Consider the following 15573-nt stretch of genomic DNA (forward strand, 5'->3'; position numbering starts at 1 on the left):
TGCCACCGGATACGGCATTTGGCGAACAGGGCACGACTGTTGCAAAGCCACAGCCTTGCCCATAATCACCGACCGCCACCCGACCCCACCCCCGCCATGGAACTGACTCCGCGCGAAAAAGACAAGCTGCTGATCTTCACGGCGGCGCTGCTGGCCGAGCGCCGCAAGGCGCGCGGGCTCAAGCTCAACTACCCGGAGGCCGTCGCGCTGATCACCGCCGCCGTGATGGAAGGCGCCCGCGACGGCAAGAGCGTCGCCGAGCTGATGAGCGAGGGCCGCAGCGTGCTCACCCGCGCCGACGTGATGGACGGCATCGCCGAGATGATTCCCGACATCCAGGTCGAGGCCAGTTTTCCCGACGGCACCAAGCTCGTGACCGTCCACCAGCCGATCGTCTGAACCTCCGCCACAAGAAGAAAGACCCCTCCATGCGCTTCGCAAAGACTTCCGCCCTGCTCGTCACCCTCCTGCTGCCGCTGGCCGCCGGCGCCCACACGGGCGTCGACGGTGGCGTGCACCACGGTTTCGTCACCGGCTTCATGCACCCACTCACCGGCGCGGACCACCTCGCGGCGATGGTCGCAGTCGGCCTGTGGAGCGCGCTGGTCGCGCGCCGCGCCTGGCCCGACCTGCTGTGGGCGCCGCTGGCCTTCGCGGGCATGCTGCTCGCGGGCGCGCTGGTCGGGCTGGCCGGCGTGCAGCTGCCGGCGGTGGAACCGATGATCGCCGCCTCGCTGCTGGTGCTGGGCCTGCTGGTCGCCACGCGCGTGCACCTGCCGGCCGGCGTCGCCATGGCCGTGGTGGGCCTGTTCGCCGTCTTCCACGGCGTGGCGCACGGCCACGAACTGGCGGGCGAGCACGGCGCCGCCCTCACGCTGGCCGGCATGGTCAGCGCCACGCTGCTGCTGCACGCGGCCGGCATCGCGCTGGGCTGGGCGCTGCGCCATGCCAACGCCTGGCTGCCCCGCGTGGCCGGCGCTGCGGTCGTTGCCCTGGGCGCCACGCTGCTGGCCCAGGCGGTCTGAGGCGGCCATGACGCCCGGCGAACTCCTCACCGACGACGGCGAGCACACGCTCAACCCCGGCCGCCGCGCCCTCACGCTGGTGGTGCGCAACACGGCCGACCGGCCGATCCAGGTCGGCTCGCACTATCACTTTGCCGAGACCAACGGCGCCCTCGACTTCGACCGCGCCGCCGCGCGCGGCATGCGCTTGAACATCGCCTCGGGCGCCGCGGTGCGCTTCGAGCCGGGCCAGCAACGCACGGCCGAGCTGGTCGACTTCTCGGGCGATCGCATCGTCTACGGCTTTCGCGGCCTGGTTCAAGGAAAGCTCTAAAACATGGCCACCATCGGGCGACGCGCCTACGCAGAAATCTTCGGCCCCACCGTGGGCGACCGGGTCCGCCTTGCGGACACCGACCTGCTGATCGAAGTCGAAGCCGACTACACGCTGCGCGCCGGCGGCTACGGCGAAGAGGTGAAGTTCGGCGGCGGCAAGACGATCCGCGACGGCATGGCGCAGTCGCAGCGCACGCGCGCACAGGGCGCCGTCGACACGGTGATGACCAACGCCCTCATCCTCGACCACTGGGGCATCGTGAAGGCCGACATCGGCCTGAAGGACGGCCGCATCGCCGCCATCGGCAAGGCCGGCAACCCCGACGTGCAGCCGGGCGTGGACATCGTCATCGGCCCGGGCACCGAGATCATCAGCTGCGAGGGTACCATCGTCACCGCGGGCGGCATCGACAGCCACATCCACTTCATCTGCCCGCAGCAGATCGAGGAGGCGCTGGCCTCGGGCGTGACGACCATGCTCGGCGGCGGCACCGGCCCGGCCACCGGCACCTTCGCGACCACCGCCACGCCCGGCCCGTGGCACATCGAACGCATGCTGCAGGCAGCCGACGCGTTCCCGATGAACCTGGGCTTTCTCGGCAAGGGCAATGCCAGCCTGCCCGATGCGCTGCACGAGCAGATCGAGGCCGGCGTCATGGGCCTGAAGCTGCATGAAGACTGGGGCACCACGCCCGCGGCCATCAGCAACTGCCTGGACGTGGCCGACGCCACCGACACGCAGGTGGCGATCCACAGCGACACGCTGAACGAATCGGGCTTCGTCGAGAACACCATCGCCGCCGTGGGCGGGCGCGCCATCTGCGCCTTCCACACCGAGGGCGCGGGCGGCGGCCATGCGCCCGACATCCTGCGCGTGGTGGGCGAGGCGAACTTCCTGCCCTCGTCGACCAACCCGACGATGCCCTACACCGTGAACACGCTCGACGAGCACGTCGACATGCTCATGGTGTGCCACCACCTGGACGCCGGCATCGCCGAAGACCTGGCCTTTGCCGAGTCGCGCATCCGCAAGGAAACCATCGCCGCCGAAGACGTGCTGCACGACCTGGGCGCGATCAGCATGTTCAGCTCCGACAGCCAGGCCATGGGCCGCGTCGGCGAGGTGGTGATCCGCACCTGGCAGACCGCGCACAAGATGAAGCAGCAGCGTGGCACGCTGCCCGAGGACAGCGAGCGCAACGACAACTTCCGCGCGCGGCGCTACGTGGCCAAGTACACGATCAACCCGGCCCTCGCGCACGGCATCGCACACGAGGTGGGCTCCATCGAAGTCGGCAAGTGGGCCGACCTCGTGGTCTGGAAGCCGGCCTTCTTCGGCGTGAAGCCCTTCACCATCATCAAGGGCGGCACCATCGCGATGGCCGCGATGGGCGACCCCAGCGCGTCGATCCCCACGCCGCAGCCGGTGCACTTTCGGCCGATGTTCGGCGCCTACGGCGGCTCGCTGGCCAAGAGTTCGCTGACCTTCGTTTCGCAGGCCGGGCTGGCCGCGGGCATCAAGGAGCGCTACGGCCTGAGCAAGCACCTGAGCGCAGTGAAGAACATCCGCAACGTGCGCAAGCAGGACCTGATCCACAACGGCTACACGCCGAAGATGGAGATCGACGCGCAGACCTACGCCGTGCGCGCCGACGGCCAGCTGCTGACCTGCGAGCCGGCCAAGGTGCTGCCAATGGCGCAGCGCTACTTCCTGTTCTGAAGACTCAGACCGCGGGATGCCGGCGGTGCCAGTCCGTCGCCCGCTGGAACGCCCAGCCCGCGCGCACCAGCAGGTCTTCGCCGAAGTGCGGCGCCACGAACTGGAAGGCCACCGGCACGCCCGCCTCGGTGGCGCCACCCGGCAAGGTGAGCGTGGGGCTGCCCGTGAGGTCGAACGGGCAGGTGTAGCGCAGCATGCCCGCCAGCAGCTCCGGGTCCACGCCGAGCTGGCCGGCACGCTCGAGCGTCGGCGCCGCGAAGGGAACGGCCGGGATCAGCAGCAGGTCGACCTGTTCGAAGAACGTGCGCACGCGGCCGGTGAAATCGGCGCGGCGCAGCAGCAGCTTCTGGTAGTCGGTGGCGCTTTGCGACAGGCCCAGGTCGATCAGCCCCGAGAGGCCCGGGCCGTACTCATCGCGCCGCGACGGGTACGTGGCCTCGTGCGCCACGGCGGTCTCGACCGCGCACAGTGGTGACCAATCGAGCACGGCCTGCGTCGTGTCGGGAAACACCACCTCGCGCACCGAGGCGCCCAGCGATTCGACCGTGCGGATCGCAGCGGCGAGCGTGGCGCGCGTGGGTGCGTCCACGCGGTCCAGCGTCCACGCAGGGTCGATGCCCACGCGCAGGCCGGCCAGGCCGCGCGTCATCGTCGCCAGATAGTCGGGCACCGGCAGCGTGCTGGCCGTCGGGTCGCGCGGGTCGGCGCCGGCGATGGCTGCCAGCATCGCGCCCGCGTCGGCCGCGCTGCGCGTCATCGGGCCGATGTGGTCGAGCGAGGCGGCGAGTTCGAAGGCGCCGTGGCGGCTCACCCGCCCCCACGTCGGCTTCAGGCCCGTGATGCCGTTGGCCGCCGACGGAAAGCGGATCGATCCGCCCGTGTCGGTGCCCAGCGCGCCGAAGCACAACCCCGCCGCCGTGGCCACGCCCGAGCCGCTGGACGACACGCCGGGCCACAGCGTGGCGTCCCACGGGTTGACCGGCGACGCGATCTGCGGATGGTGGTCGGCAAAGGCGCCTTCGGTCTGCTGCAGCTTGCCCAGGATCACCGCGCCGGCCTCGCGCAGGCGGCGCACCACGGTCGCGTCTTCCGTCGGGCGGAACGCCTGGTGGATCGTCATGCCGTGCGCGCTCGGCACGCCCTCGGTCCACAGCAGGTCCTTCACGGCCAGCGGCACGCCGTGCAGCGGCCCGCGCGCGCGGCCGGCGGCGATCTCGGTGTCGGCGCGGCGCGCCTCGTCGAGCGCCTGTGCGTCCATGCGCGTCGCGTAGCTGCGCAGCCGGCCGTCGACGGCCTCGATGCGCGCGAGCATGGCGCGCGTGACTTCTTCCGACGAGCGCTCGCGCGACTGGATCTGCCGGCCGACTTCCAGCAGTTCGAGATGATGCAATTCCTTGTCCGCCATGACTGACTCCCGCGTGTGTAGGGTTGAGAAAGAAGGTCCGAATCCAAGTGGCGACGCTGCCACCCCGGGCGAACCTTATCGGCGCGCGGCGGCCCGCGCTGGTCTCTTCCGGACATGCACTTGTGCTGGGGCGGACACCCCGCGCGCGGCGCTCAGCGTGGCTTCAGCAGCGTGTGCGGCGCGCAGCCGTAGGCCTTGCGGAAGACCCGGCTGAAATGCGACAGGTCGGAAAACCCGTGCTGGAACGCGACGTCGGTCACGCTGTGCGCGCGCCCGCCCACCAGCGCCTCGCGGCTGGCCGCCAGGCGCGCCTGCCAGACCGCGCCCATCGCCGTGGCGCCCTGTCGCGCGAACGCCCGCGCCACGGTGCGCGCCGAGACGTGGTGCGCCTGCGCCAGCGCCTCGAGCGAGAGCGCCGGGTCGTCCAGGTGGCGCTCGATGTAGGCCGTCATGCGCGCATGCAGGCCGCGTTCGGCGCCGGCGTCGCCGGTCATGTCCTGCTGCAGTTCGAGCGTCACGGCCAGCAGATCGATGAGCGCGCCGCCGAAGCGTTCGGCGGCGGCGGAATGCGGCTGCGCAAACGCCGGGTTCGCCGTCTCCCGCAGCATCGCGTGCAGCGGCGCCGCGCCGGGGCGGTCCGCGGCGATGGTGCGGGCGGTGAAGTCTTCGGCCTTCGCGAAGCGCCGCAGCAGCAGCCGGCGCGGCATGCGCGCCAGGTAGACCGAGCGCGCGTCCAGCGTGCATTCGAACGGCCGGCCGGCGTCGTAGAGCAGCATGTCGCCGCTGCGCAGCCGCCCCTGCCGCCCGCCTTGCACCAAGGTGCCCTCGCCCTCCTGCACGAACGCCAGCCACAGGTCGTCCAGCGGGTGCCGGCGCAGGTGGGGCGCGTCGCGCGACCAGTGATGCATCGGCGCCGACATGCGGTTGACGCTGACCGCGCCCACCTCGCGCACGTCGAGCCGCCCTTCGAACGGCTCGGCCGTCATCGCACGGCTGGCCGCGGGAATGCAGTGGCGGCACACGACGTCGTGCCAGTAGTCGAAACGCAGCGGGGTGGCAACGTCGGTCGTCAGGTAGGCCAGGCTGTTCATGACGCGGATGCTGGGGCGGATGGGGCGCGCAGGCAAGCCCCCGAGTCCACAAGGCCCGATATTTGCTAACGGAAGAAAGCCCGCTCCCGGCACGTTGGCCTCGCCGACGGGCTTGGGACACCACGCCGAACAGGGGCTGCAAGAGGCGCTACATTCATCGGCCTCATTCGACCCTGCAACCCGCCATGCTCACCGCCAACAAACTCATGCCCCAGGGCCGCGGTCTCGCGCCCGTGCTGCTCAAGCGTGCCGCCACCATCGAACTCGACTGGGACGTGCGCCAGAAAAGCCGTTTCGACGCCACCGACTCGCAGGGCCGGCAGATCGGCATCTTCCTGCCGCGCGGCACCGCGGTGCGCGGCGGCGACGTGCTGGTCGCGGAAGACGGCTCGCTGGTGCGCGTGATCGCGGCGCCGCAGCCGGTGCTGCGCATCACGCACTGCACCGCCCACGGCACGCCCTTCGACCTGACGCGCGCGGCCTACCACCTGGGCAACCGGCATGTGCCGATCGAGCTCAAGCCCGACCACCTGAAGATCGAACCCGACCACGTGCTGGCCGACATGCTGCGCTCGATGCACCTGATCGTCGTCGCCGTCGAGGAAGCCTTCGAGCCCGAAGGCGGCGCGTATGGCGCGCAAGGGCATTCGCATAGCGGCCACAGCCATGACCATGACCACAGTCACGACCACGGGCACTCGCACAGCAGCGGCCCGAAGCCCCTCGTGCTCGCCCCCGAACTGCTCGACGACGATCACGGCCACGACCACTCCCACGGCCACTCGCATTGAAATGACCCACCGCCCTTCCCGTGCGCAGGACACCGGGTGCTTCCCGCAGCGAAATCAAGGAGGAGGGGCGAAGCCCCGGGGGACATTCGCGGAGGGAAGTACCCGGTGGCCTGCGCACGCGCCCTGAACCACAGCGCAAGAAATGCCGACCCCGCACAGCCTCCTCCAGCTCATCTGGCTCGCCTCCCCCGCCCTGCCCGTGGGAGGCTTCTCGTATTCCGAGGGCGTCGAGGCCGCAGTCGAATGGGCCGGCATCCAATCAGAAGCCAGCGCCACCGAGTGGCTCTCCGACCAGCTGCACCTGAGCTTCGCACGCGGCGACCTCGCCCTCGCAGCCCAGGCGATCACCGCCTGGCGGGCGAACGACGCGCAGCGCATCCGCACCCTCAACGACTGGGTGCTGCACACCCGCGAATCCGCTGAGTTCTTCCTGCAGACCGAGCAGATGGGCCGCTCCTTCGTCGAGTGGCTCAAGCTGCACCATGCCGACACGGTCGAGGTCTTCGCCGGCCTGCCCGCGACCTACCCCGTGGCCTTCGCGTTCGCGGCCAGCCGCACCGAAGCCACCGTGCAGGACGGCTGCCTGGCTTTCGCCTTCGGCTGGGCCGAGAACATGGTGGCCGCCGCCGTCAAGGCCGTGCCGCTGGGCCAGAGCGCGGGCCAGCGCATCCTGGCGCGGCTGGCGAACGAAATCCCTGCGGCCGTCGAGCGTGCGATGGCCCTGGGCGACGACGAGCGCCAGGCCTTCGCGCCCCTGCTGGCGGTGCTGTCGGCCCGCCATGAAACACAATATTCCCGCCTCTTCCGAAGCTGACCGAACCGGACCTTTTCGCCCATGACCTCCGCCCTGCACCACATCCCGAACCGCACCAAGAAGCTCCCGCCGCTGCGCGTGGGCATCGGCGGCCCCGTCGGCTCGGGCAAGACCACCCTGCTCGAAATGCTCTGCAAAGCGATGCGCGACAAGTACGACCTCGTCGCCATCACCAACGACATCTACACCAAGGAAGACCAGCGCCTGCTCACCGTGGCCGGCGCGCTGCCGGCCGAGCGCATCATGGGCGTGGAAACCGGCGGCTGCCCGCACACCGCGATCCGCGAAGACGCGTCGATCAATCTCGAAGCCATCGACCGCATGCTCGAAGACTTTCCGGACGCCGACATCGTGTTCGTCGAATCGGGCGGCGACAACCTGGCCGCCACCTTCAGCCCCGAGCTGTCGGACCTCACCATCTACGTGATCGACGTGGCCGCCGGCGAAAAGATTCCGCGCAAGGGCGGCCCCGGCATCACCAAGAGCGACCTGTTCGTCATCAACAAGACCGACCTCGCGCCCTACGTGGGCGCGAACCTCGACGTGATGGAACAGGACACCCAGCGCATGCGCCGCCAGCGCCCCTACGTGATGACCAACCTCAAGACGCTGACCGGCGTCGCCGAGGTGGTCGCCTTCATCGAAACGCGCGGCATGCTCACCGCCGCCTGATTCTTCAACCAGGGCGGCGGCGAACGCGGCGCCCGCTCAATGCGCCACGGCCTCCGGCATCTGCCCGAACTTCCCGCTGCCGAAGTCCTTCATCGCCTGCACGATCTCGTCGCGCGTGTTCATCACGAACGGGCCGTGGCCGACGATGGGTTCGTCGATCGGCTCGCCGCTGAGCAGCAGCACCACCGCGTCGTTGTTGGCGTCCAGCGTGAGCGCGTCGCCCGCGCGGTCGAGCAGCACCATCTGCGCGTCGCGCACGACCGTCTCGCCGTTCACCTGCACCGTGCCGCGCAGCACCACCACCGCGGCCGTGTGGCCTTCGGGCACCGGCAGCGTCACCTGCGCGCCCTGGTTCAGGCGCAGGTCCCACACGTCGATGGGCGTGAAAGTGTGCGCCGGCCCCTTGTGGCCGAGGTAGTCGCCCGCGATCACCCGCACGCTGCCCGCGCCTTCGGGCAGCGGCACCGACGGAATCTGCGCATCGACGATAGCCTGGTAGCCGGGCGTGGCCATCTTGTCCTTGGCGGGCAGGTTGACCCACAGCTGCACCATCTCGAGCTCGCCGCCGTCGCGCGTGAACGCTTCGGAGTGGAACTCCTCGTGCAGGATGCCCGCGCCGGCGGTCATCCACTGCACGTCGCCGGGGCCGATGGTGCCGCCCTGCCCCGTCGAGTCGCGGTGCGACACCTCGCCCTTGTAGACGATGGTCACGGTCTCGAAGCCGCGGTGCGGGTGCTGGCCCACGCCGCGCGGCTGCGCGGTCGGCGTGAACTGGGCCGGGCCGGCGTAGTCCAGCAGCAGGAAGGGGCTGGCGTGGCGCCCCAGCGTGTCGTAGCTGAACAGCGAGCGCACGGGAAAACCGTCGCCCACCCAGTGCGGGCGCGGTGCGCTGTAGGTGCCGAGGATCTTCTTCATGGTCTGTGTTCCTTTCCATCTGGCGGCTCGCCCGGAACGGGAAAGCCATGGATCAAGGATGGGGCCGCAACGATGCTTTGAGTAGATGCCAGAATTCGCCCTCATCGTTCCATCTGGCGAACGATCAACGGCACGGAGGGCCCCAAAAAGCCATGCGCGACCTGAACGATCTCTACTACTACGCCCAGGTGGTCGACCACGGCGGTTTTGCCCCGGCCGGCCGCGCGCTCAGCGTGCCCAAGTCGAGCCTGAGCCGGCGCATCGCGCTGCTCGAGGAGCGGCTGGGTGTGCGCCTGATCCAGCGCTCCACGCGCCGCTTCAGCGTCACCGACATCGGCCGCCAGTACTACGAGCACTGCGTGGCCATGCTGGTCGAGGCCGACGCCGCGCAGGAGGCCATCGACCGCCTGCAGGCCCAGCCGCAGGGGCTGGTGCGGCTGTCGTGCCCGCCGGCGCTGGTGTACTACCAGGTGGCCGAGATGCTCGCCCGCTTCATGACCGAGTGCCCGCGCGTGACCGTGCAACTCGAGAGCACCAACCGCCGCGTCGACGTGATCCGCGAGGGCTTCGACCTCGCGCTGCGCGTGCGCTTTCCGCCGCTCGAGGACACCGACCTCGTGATGAAGGTGCTGGGCCACAGCACGCAGCGGCTGGTGGCCCACCCGCGCCTGCTCGAAGGCCTGACGGCGCCGGCCAGCCCCGCCGACATCGGCCTGCTGCCCAGCCTGGACCTCGGTCCGGCCCAGCCGCACCACACCTGGTCGCTCGAAGGCCCCGACGGCGCGAGCGCCGAGGTGCGCCACCAGCCCCGCCTGGTGACAGACGACATGGCCGCGCTGCGGCATGCCGCCCTGCAGGGCGTGGGCGTGGCCAAGATGCCGACGATGATGGTGCGCGACGACCTGCAGGCCGGCCGCCTGGTCGACGCGCTGCCGCACTGGGCGCCGCGCAGCGGCATCGTGCACGCGGTGTTCCCCTCGCGCCGCGGCCTGCTGCCGTCGGTGCGCAAGCTGGTGGACTTCCTGGCATTGGAGTACGAGGCGCTCGAGGCCCTTGAACTTTCGGGCGTATCGGCGCCGACGCGCACTTCAGTCGACTGATCCAGCGGTCACTGGCGCGTACAGCGGCAGGCGCAGCGTCAGCCCGAGCACGCCGCCGTCGTCCGGCGCCGAATAGATGCGCCCGCCGTGGCGCCCCGCGATGCGCTCGCAGATGCGCGCACTGGCCAGCGAGGCGGCGTCGAGCGCATCGAAAAAGCGCGCCAGCGGGGGCCGTTCGCTGTCTGCGTCGAGGTCGCGCCAGTGAACGACGGCCTGCGTGCCTTCAATGCGCGCGCGCACCTGCAGCGTCGCGCCCGCCGCCATCACGCGCGCGGCATGCGCGGCCACCTTGGTCAGCAGCTCGCGCAGCTCCGACGGAATGCCGAAGACCGGCACCGCTTCCGCGGGCAGGTCCACAGCGAGGAGCAACGCGTCTGCAGCATCGGGCGTCGCGCCGAGCAAAGGCCGCAGATCCTGCACGCGGCTGTCCGCCAGGTGCTGGTGCAGCTCGGTGCGGGCCCGCTGCGCGAGGCCACGGGCGTGCACGGCCGCGCGGGCGTTGGCGACGAACAGCGCACCCATCAACGCGAGCACGCCGGCCAGGCCGAGGCCGATGAGCGTGGCAATGACCAGGCCGAGTGAACTGCCGTACATCGTCGACAGCCCTCAGCGCATTTCGGGAAAGGCCGGCCGCGCGCAGCCGCTCGGGGCCTCGCAGCGTGGCGGGGGCGGCGGCCCCTCGCCGCGAAACCCCGGCGGTGGCCCGGGCGGATAAAGAGGGGGCGGCAGCACGATGCAGCCCGACAGGCCGAGCGCTGCCAGCACGCCTGCGAGGTGATGAATTCGGATCATGTGAATCGATGCATGACTGGTTCGACGGCAGGGGCCGTTCGCGTGCGCCGGCAGCGCCACCGCACGCGAAGGCAGGCCGATCAGAACGCGTGGCGAATGCCGAAGTCGTAGCCCGTCGACGAACGCGGCAGGCCCGTGTAGCCCACGCCGGTGCTGCCGTAGCCCGTGGTGCTCGCGGCCGTGAGGCTGCCCGTGTAGTTCGCGTCGTTGCGGTTGCTCACGCGCGCCACGGTGGCGTACAGCGCAGTGCGCTTGGACAGGTTGTGCACGTAGCCGATCGCGAGCTTGTTCGCACGCGGATCGTCGCCCGTGACGCCGACCGCGCCTTCGTTGTAGCGCACCGTCGAGTACGACGCGCGGATCAGGCCCGCGCCCACCGGCATGCTCGCGCCGATCAGGTAGCCGTTGTAACTGTCATGGCTGTTGCCCAGCGCCGCGAGGTCGAACTTGTTCTTCACGTTCGACAGCTCTCCGAACAGCTTGACCGGGCCGAAGTCGTACGACGCACCGAGGTTGATGGTCTGCACCTTGCGCGTGAGCGTGGTGGTGTCGACCGCCACGTTCTGGCCCACCGCCAGCGCGATGTCCAGCGGCCCGTTCGCATAGCCGAAACGCCCGCCCACATAGCGCCCGGCGCTGCTGCTGGTGGCGGCCGTGGTGTCGGTGGCGCTGGTCTTCGTGTTCTCGTTCAGGCTGTACTGCAGCTGGCCGTAGAAGCCGCCGAGGTTGGGCGGCAGGAAGTAGCCGACCATGTTGCTGGCGCGCACGTAGTTCGTGTTGCCCAGCGCGGTGCTGCCGCTGACCGTGTTGATCACGCTGGAGCCCGAGCCGTTGGTGCCGAACGGGTCGAACACCGTGTCGTTCCAGAACGTGGCCGTGTAGTCGCGGCCCAGCCGCACTTCGCCGAAGCCGCCCGACAAGCTGACGGTGGAACGGCGGTTGAAGTTGGCGATGCCGGTGGCGCCGTCATCGTTGCTGATCGGCGCCTCGAGCCAGAAGCTCGCGGCGAGCCCGCCGCCCAGGTCTTCCGTGCCGCGAAAGCCGATGCGGCTGGAGTTGTAGCCAGAGTTGGCCAGGCTCCATTGGCTCTGCTTGCTGGTGGTGCCCGTGACGGGGTTGCGCGAGGTGGCGCTCTGGTAGCTCACGCCGGCATCGACGACGCCGAACAGGGTGACCGACGATTGGGCAGAGGCCAGGCCGGTGACGGCCAGCGCGGCGAGTGCCGTGAGGGATTTCTTCATTCAGGTTTCTCCGGGGTTTTCAGCTGCTCTTCATCGAGCCGCTGACCGGATGGTCCTGTTCAAAATTGGAGGAATCTGGTGGACGCCAGCCCTCCCCTCGCGGGTGTTGTTTTGCGTTCACGCGCCGGCCGGTGCGTGAACGCCCTGCGCCGGCAGCCTACTCGGCCGTGCGCAGCGCAGGCGCCGGGGCTGGCGCCGCGCGCCGCGCATAGCGCTGCGCCAGCACCGCGCACACCATCAGCTGCATCTGGTGGAACAGCATCAGCGGCAGCACGATCGCGCCGACGGCGTGCGAGGCGAACAGCACCTTGGCCATCGGAATCCCGCTCGCCAGGCTCTTTTTGGAGCCGCAGAAGACGATGGTGATCTCGTCCTCGACGCTGAAGCCGAAGCGCCGCGCCATGAAGGTCGTCAGGCCCAGCGCCAGCGCCAGCAGCACGCCGCACACCAGCAGCAGGCCCAGCAGCGCGCTCACGGGAATCTGCTTCCAGAGCCCTTCGATCACCGCCGCGCTGAAAGCCGTGTAGACCACCAGCAGGATCGAACCCTGGTCCACGAACTTCAGCACCGCGGCGCGCTTCTGGATCCACTTGCCGATCAACGGACGCGACAGGTGACCGATGACGAACGGCACCAGCAGCTGCAGCAGGATGCGCCCGATCGCGTCGAGCGACGAAGACGACGCCACCGCGCCGCCTTCAGGCAGCACCACCAGGCTCACCAGCACCGGCGTGATGAACACGCCCAACAGGGTCGAGGCCGAGGCGCTGCAGATGGCGGCCGGCATGTTGCCGCGTGCCATCGCAGTGAACGCAATCGCCGACTGCACCGTGGCCGGCAGCACGCACAGGAACAGCACGCCCGTGTACAGCTGCGGCGTCACCAGCGGCCCCAGCACAGGCCGCAGCGCGAGCCCCAGCATCGGGAACAGGATGAAGGTGCAGGCGAACACCAGCAGGTGCAGCCGCCAATGCGTGATGCCCGCAAGGATCGCCTCGCGCGACAGCTTGGCGCCGTGCAGGAAGAACAGCAGCCCGATCGCGACCGTGGTCAGGCCCTCGAAGAAATGGGCCACGCGGCCGCTGGCGGGCAGCAGGCTGGCCAGGGTGACGACCGCGACGAGCGTGAGCGTGAAGTTGTCAGGAAGAAAGCGTGAACGTGCCATGGCCTGCATTGGACCTTCCGGCCATTCAAAAGAGAAATGGATTTATCGGATGGATATATGATTTGAGCGCATGAACGTCACGCTGCGCCAACTCCGCGTCTTTCGCTCGGTGGCCGAGGGCCGCAACTTCAGCCGCGCCGGCGACCAGGTCGGCCTGAGCCAGCCGGCAGTGAGCCGGTCGATCTCGGAGCTCGAGGCCCAGCTCGGCCTCAAGCTGCTGGACCGCACCACGCGCGAGGTGGTGCTGACCGAAGCCGGCCACTCGTTCGCGGCCCGGCTCGACCGCGTGCTCGACGAACTCGACCAGACGCTGCAGGACGTGGCCGGCCTGGCCAGCGCGCGCGGCGGCAAGGTGCGCGTGGCCAGCAGCCCCACGCTCTCGGCCAACCTCATGCCCGACTGCATCGCGGCCTGCGCGGTGCAGGCGCCGGGCATCCAGTTTCTGCTGCTCGACCGCATCCAGCAGGACGTGCTGGACAGCGTGCGCAGCGGCGAGGTCGACTTCGGCGTGGTGATCGAGCCCTCCGAGGCCGACGACCTGCACTGCGAGTCGATCCTCAACGACCCCTTCATGGTGGTCACGCTACCCGGCCACCGGCTGACGGAAAAGAAGGCCTCGGTGAACTGGTCGGCGCTCGACGGCCAGCCGCTGGTGCTGCTCGACCATGCCTCGGGCAGCCGGCGCCTCATCGACCAGGCGCTGGAGCGGCACGGCGCGCGCTGCGACGTGAAGCAGCAGCTGGGCCACGCGACCACCGTGTTCCGCATGGTCGAGGCCGGCATCGGCATCAGCGTGATGCCGGGCCTGTCGCTGCCGCCCGAGGGGCTGGCGCGGCTGGTGGTGCGCCCGCTGGTGCCGAACGTGCAGCGCGCGATCATGCTGATCCGGCGCCGCAACCGCGAGCTGTCGCCGCTGGCGCAGCGGGTCTGGCGCATGGTGCGCGAGACGGCCGCGCTCAGTGAGGCGCCCGCGGCCCCGCCGACGAAGGCGCGCTGAAGAAGCGCTCCTGGCGCTGGCGCACGCAGAAGTCGATCAGCTCCTCCACCTCGGTGGCCTTGTCGAACACCGCGTCGGCGCCGAGCTGCGCGCACTTGCGGCGCGTCTCTGGCGTGGCGTGGTTGCTGAGCACCACCATCTTCTGCTTCGGGTCGCGGTTGCGGCAGGCCTCGAGCACGCTGAAGCCCGTGCCGTCGCCCAGGAACAGGTCGACGATGGCCAGGTCCCACAGCGCCGGGTTGCGCGTGAGCCAGCGCGTGCCTTCGGCCTCCGATTCGGCCTGGCCGACCGGATCGATGCGCGCCATCTCGCGCAGCGTGCCCGCCAGGCTGGCGCGCTGGGCGGGGTTGTCTTCGACGATGAAGGCGCGGACGGTGGTCATGGCGGGCTCTGCAAAGGGACAAGTGCAGGCTACAAATTGCGCCCGCCACAAGTCGAAGGTGTGACACCCCACCGCGCGTAGGACATCACCCGCCGCCCGCAGCCAGCCTCAGAGCGTGAGGATGGTGCAGCCCGTGGTCTTGCGCGCCTCGAGGTCGCGGTGCGCCTGCTGCACGTCGGCCAGGGCGTAGCGCTGGTCGATCGGGATCTTCACCGCGCCGCTTTGCACCACGGCGAACAGGTCGTCGGCCATGGCCTGCGTGCGCTCGCGCGTGGCGATGTGCGTGAACAGCGTCGGGCGCGTCACGTAGAGCGAGCCCTTCGAGGCCAGCAGGCCGAGGTTGACCGGCGGCACCGGGCCCGAGCCGTTGCCGAAGATCGCCAGCAGGCCGAAGGGGCGCAGGCTGTCGATGGAGCCTTCGAAGGTGTCCTTGCCCACCGAGTCGTACACCACCTTCACGCCCTGGCCGCCGGTGATCTCCTTCACGCGCGCCGCGAAGTTCTCTGTGCTGTAGTTGATGGCGTGCGCCGCGCCGTGCGCCAGCGCGAGCTGGCACTTGGCGTCGCTGCCGGCCGTGCCGATGAGTTGCAGGCCGAGCGCCTTGGCCCACTGGCAGGCGATGAGGCCGACGCCGCCGGCCGCCGCATGGAACAGCACGAAGTCGCCGGGCTGCAGGCCTTCGGCGGGCAGCGTCTTCTTCAGCAGGTACTGCGCGGTGAGGCCCTTGAGCATCATGGCCGCGCCGGTCTCGAAGGAGATGTCGTCGGGCAGTTTGCACACGCACTTGGCCGGCATCACGCGCAGCTCGCAATACGCGCCGGGCGGCTGGCTCGCGTAGGCGGCGCGGTCGCCCGCCTTCAGGTGCGTCACGCCCTCGCCCACCGCCTCGACGATGCCCGAGGCTTCCATGCCCAGTTGCAGCGGCATCTGGAACGGGTACAGGCCGGTGCGCTGGTAGGTGTCGATGAAGTTCAGGCCCACGGCCTTGTGGCGGATGCGGATCTCGCCGGGGCCGGGCTCGCCCACCTCGACCTCGACGACCTTCAGTTCCTCGGGACCGCCGTGGCGGTCGATACGGACGGCTTTGCTCAACATCGTTGCTGTCTCCACGCAGGGGAAAAAAGAATGGGACGGGCATCGTGCCACGT

Annotated in this window: 18 protein-coding genes; 9 read left to right on the top strand and 9 right to left on the bottom strand. The window is 69.9% G+C overall.

Going from position 1 to position 15573, the window contains the following annotated elements; translation table 11 throughout:
- The first annotated feature begins 96 nt into the window (after positions 1 to 96).
- Genes AC3WQR_RS04290 through ureC form a run of 4 tightly spaced genes read left to right on the top strand, consistent with a single transcriptional unit; the run spans position 97 to position 3060 of the window.
- Entirely contained in the window at positions 97 to 399 is a 303-nt protein-coding gene (locus tag AC3WQR_RS04290; protein ID WP_062474548.1) for an urease subunit gamma, read from the top strand.
- 29 nt (positions 400 to 428) lie between these two features.
- Positions 429 to 1025 (top strand): HupE/UreJ family protein, encoded by a 597-nt coding sequence (locus AC3WQR_RS04295; RefSeq protein WP_492741223.1) that lies wholly within the window; start codon positions 429 to 431, stop codon positions 1023 to 1025.
- Positions 1026 to 1032: 7 nt separating this feature from the next.
- Positions 1033 to 1338 carry an urease subunit beta gene (locus AC3WQR_RS04300; RefSeq protein ID WP_492741224.1) on the top strand — a complete coding sequence of 102 codons (306 nt, stop codon included), beginning with the start codon at positions 1033 to 1035 and terminating at the stop codon, positions 1336 to 1338.
- Positions 1339 to 1341: 3 nt separating this feature from the next.
- The gene (gene ureC, locus AC3WQR_RS04305; RefSeq protein ID WP_354342950.1) at positions 1342 to 3060 is read left to right on the top strand and encodes an urease subunit alpha; all 1719 of its coding nucleotides are present in this window, start codon (positions 1342 to 1344) and stop codon (positions 3058 to 3060) included.
- A gap of 4 nt (positions 3061 to 3064) precedes the next feature.
- Here the strand turns inward: ureC and AC3WQR_RS04310 are convergent, their stop codons facing one another.
- Entirely contained in the window at positions 3065 to 4465 is a 1401-nt protein-coding gene (locus AC3WQR_RS04310; protein WP_492741225.1) for an amidase, read from the bottom strand.
- Positions 4466 to 4617: 152 nt separating this feature from the next.
- A complete protein-coding gene (locus AC3WQR_RS04315) occupies positions 4618 to 5556 on the bottom strand; it encodes an AraC-like ligand-binding domain-containing protein (protein WP_492741226.1) in 939 nt (312 codons plus the stop codon).
- A 185-nt stretch (positions 5557 to 5741) separates the two neighbouring features.
- Here AC3WQR_RS04315 and ureE point away from each other — a divergent pair, with 185 nt between their 5' ends.
- From ureE to ureG, 3 genes are all read left to right on the top strand, one after another.
- Entirely contained in the window at positions 5742 to 6347 is a 606-nt protein-coding gene (gene ureE / locus AC3WQR_RS04320; RefSeq protein WP_492741227.1) for an urease accessory protein UreE, read from the top strand.
- A gap of 142 nt (positions 6348 to 6489) precedes the next feature.
- Positions 6490 to 7161 carry an urease accessory protein UreF gene (locus AC3WQR_RS04325; RefSeq protein ID WP_492741228.1) on the top strand — a complete coding sequence of 224 codons (672 nt, stop codon included), beginning with the start codon at positions 6490 to 6492 and terminating at the stop codon, positions 7159 to 7161.
- Between the two features lie 21 nt (positions 7162 to 7182).
- A complete protein-coding gene (gene ureG / locus AC3WQR_RS04330) occupies positions 7183 to 7833 on the top strand; it encodes an urease accessory protein UreG (protein ID WP_095949388.1) in 651 nt (216 codons plus the stop codon).
- 36 nt (positions 7834 to 7869) lie between these two features.
- On the opposite strand, the gene AC3WQR_RS04335 is transcribed toward ureG, so the two are convergent.
- Entirely contained in the window at positions 7870 to 8748 is an 879-nt protein-coding gene (locus AC3WQR_RS04335) for a pirin family protein (RefSeq protein ID WP_095743898.1), read from the bottom strand.
- Between the two features lie 152 nt (positions 8749 to 8900).
- Between AC3WQR_RS04335 and AC3WQR_RS04340 the strand changes: the two genes are divergently transcribed.
- Positions 8901 to 9848, top strand: coding sequence for a LysR family transcriptional regulator (locus AC3WQR_RS04340; RefSeq protein ID WP_492741229.1), 948 nt, complete (start codon positions 8901 to 8903; stop codon positions 9846 to 9848).
- Here AC3WQR_RS04340 and AC3WQR_RS04345 read toward each other — a convergent pair.
- From AC3WQR_RS04345 to AC3WQR_RS04360, 4 genes are all read right to left on the bottom strand, one after another.
- The gene (locus AC3WQR_RS04345; RefSeq protein WP_492741230.1) at positions 9837 to 10442 is read right to left on the bottom strand and encodes an ATP-binding protein; all 606 of its coding nucleotides are present in this window, start codon (positions 10440 to 10442) and stop codon (positions 9837 to 9839) included. The genes AC3WQR_RS04340 and AC3WQR_RS04345 overlap by 12 nt on opposite strands.
- Before the next feature lie 12 nt (positions 10443 to 10454).
- Positions 10455 to 10640, bottom strand: coding sequence for a hypothetical protein (locus tag AC3WQR_RS04350; RefSeq protein WP_492741231.1), 186 nt, complete (start codon positions 10638 to 10640; stop codon positions 10455 to 10457).
- An 80-nt stretch (positions 10641 to 10720) separates the two neighbouring features.
- A complete protein-coding gene (locus AC3WQR_RS04355) occupies positions 10721 to 11881 on the bottom strand; it encodes a porin (RefSeq protein ID WP_095949392.1) in 1161 nt (386 codons plus the stop codon).
- A gap of 157 nt (positions 11882 to 12038) precedes the next feature.
- Positions 12039 to 13046, bottom strand: coding sequence for a bile acid:sodium symporter family protein (locus AC3WQR_RS04360; protein WP_492741232.1), 1008 nt, complete (start codon positions 13044 to 13046; stop codon positions 12039 to 12041).
- A gap of 70 nt (positions 13047 to 13116) precedes the next feature.
- Between AC3WQR_RS04360 and AC3WQR_RS04365 the strand changes: the two genes are divergently transcribed.
- On the top strand, positions 13117 to 14043 hold the full coding sequence (locus AC3WQR_RS04365; RefSeq protein WP_062479435.1) for a LysR family transcriptional regulator: 927 nt from the start codon (positions 13117 to 13119) through the stop codon (positions 14041 to 14043).
- On the opposite strand, the gene AC3WQR_RS04370 is transcribed toward AC3WQR_RS04365, so the two are convergent.
- On the bottom strand, positions 14003 to 14425 hold the full coding sequence (locus AC3WQR_RS04370; RefSeq protein ID WP_062479432.1) for a response regulator: 423 nt from the start codon (positions 14423 to 14425) through the stop codon (positions 14003 to 14005). The genes AC3WQR_RS04365 and AC3WQR_RS04370 overlap by 41 nt on opposite strands.
- 108 nt (positions 14426 to 14533) lie before the next feature.
- A complete protein-coding gene (locus AC3WQR_RS04375; protein WP_492741233.1) occupies positions 14534 to 15520 on the bottom strand; it encodes a quinone oxidoreductase family protein in 987 nt (328 codons plus the stop codon).
- Positions 15521 to 15573: the final 53 nt, after the last annotated feature.

This window comes from Variovorax sp. FW305-3-2-15-B-LB1, assembly GCF_058787635.1.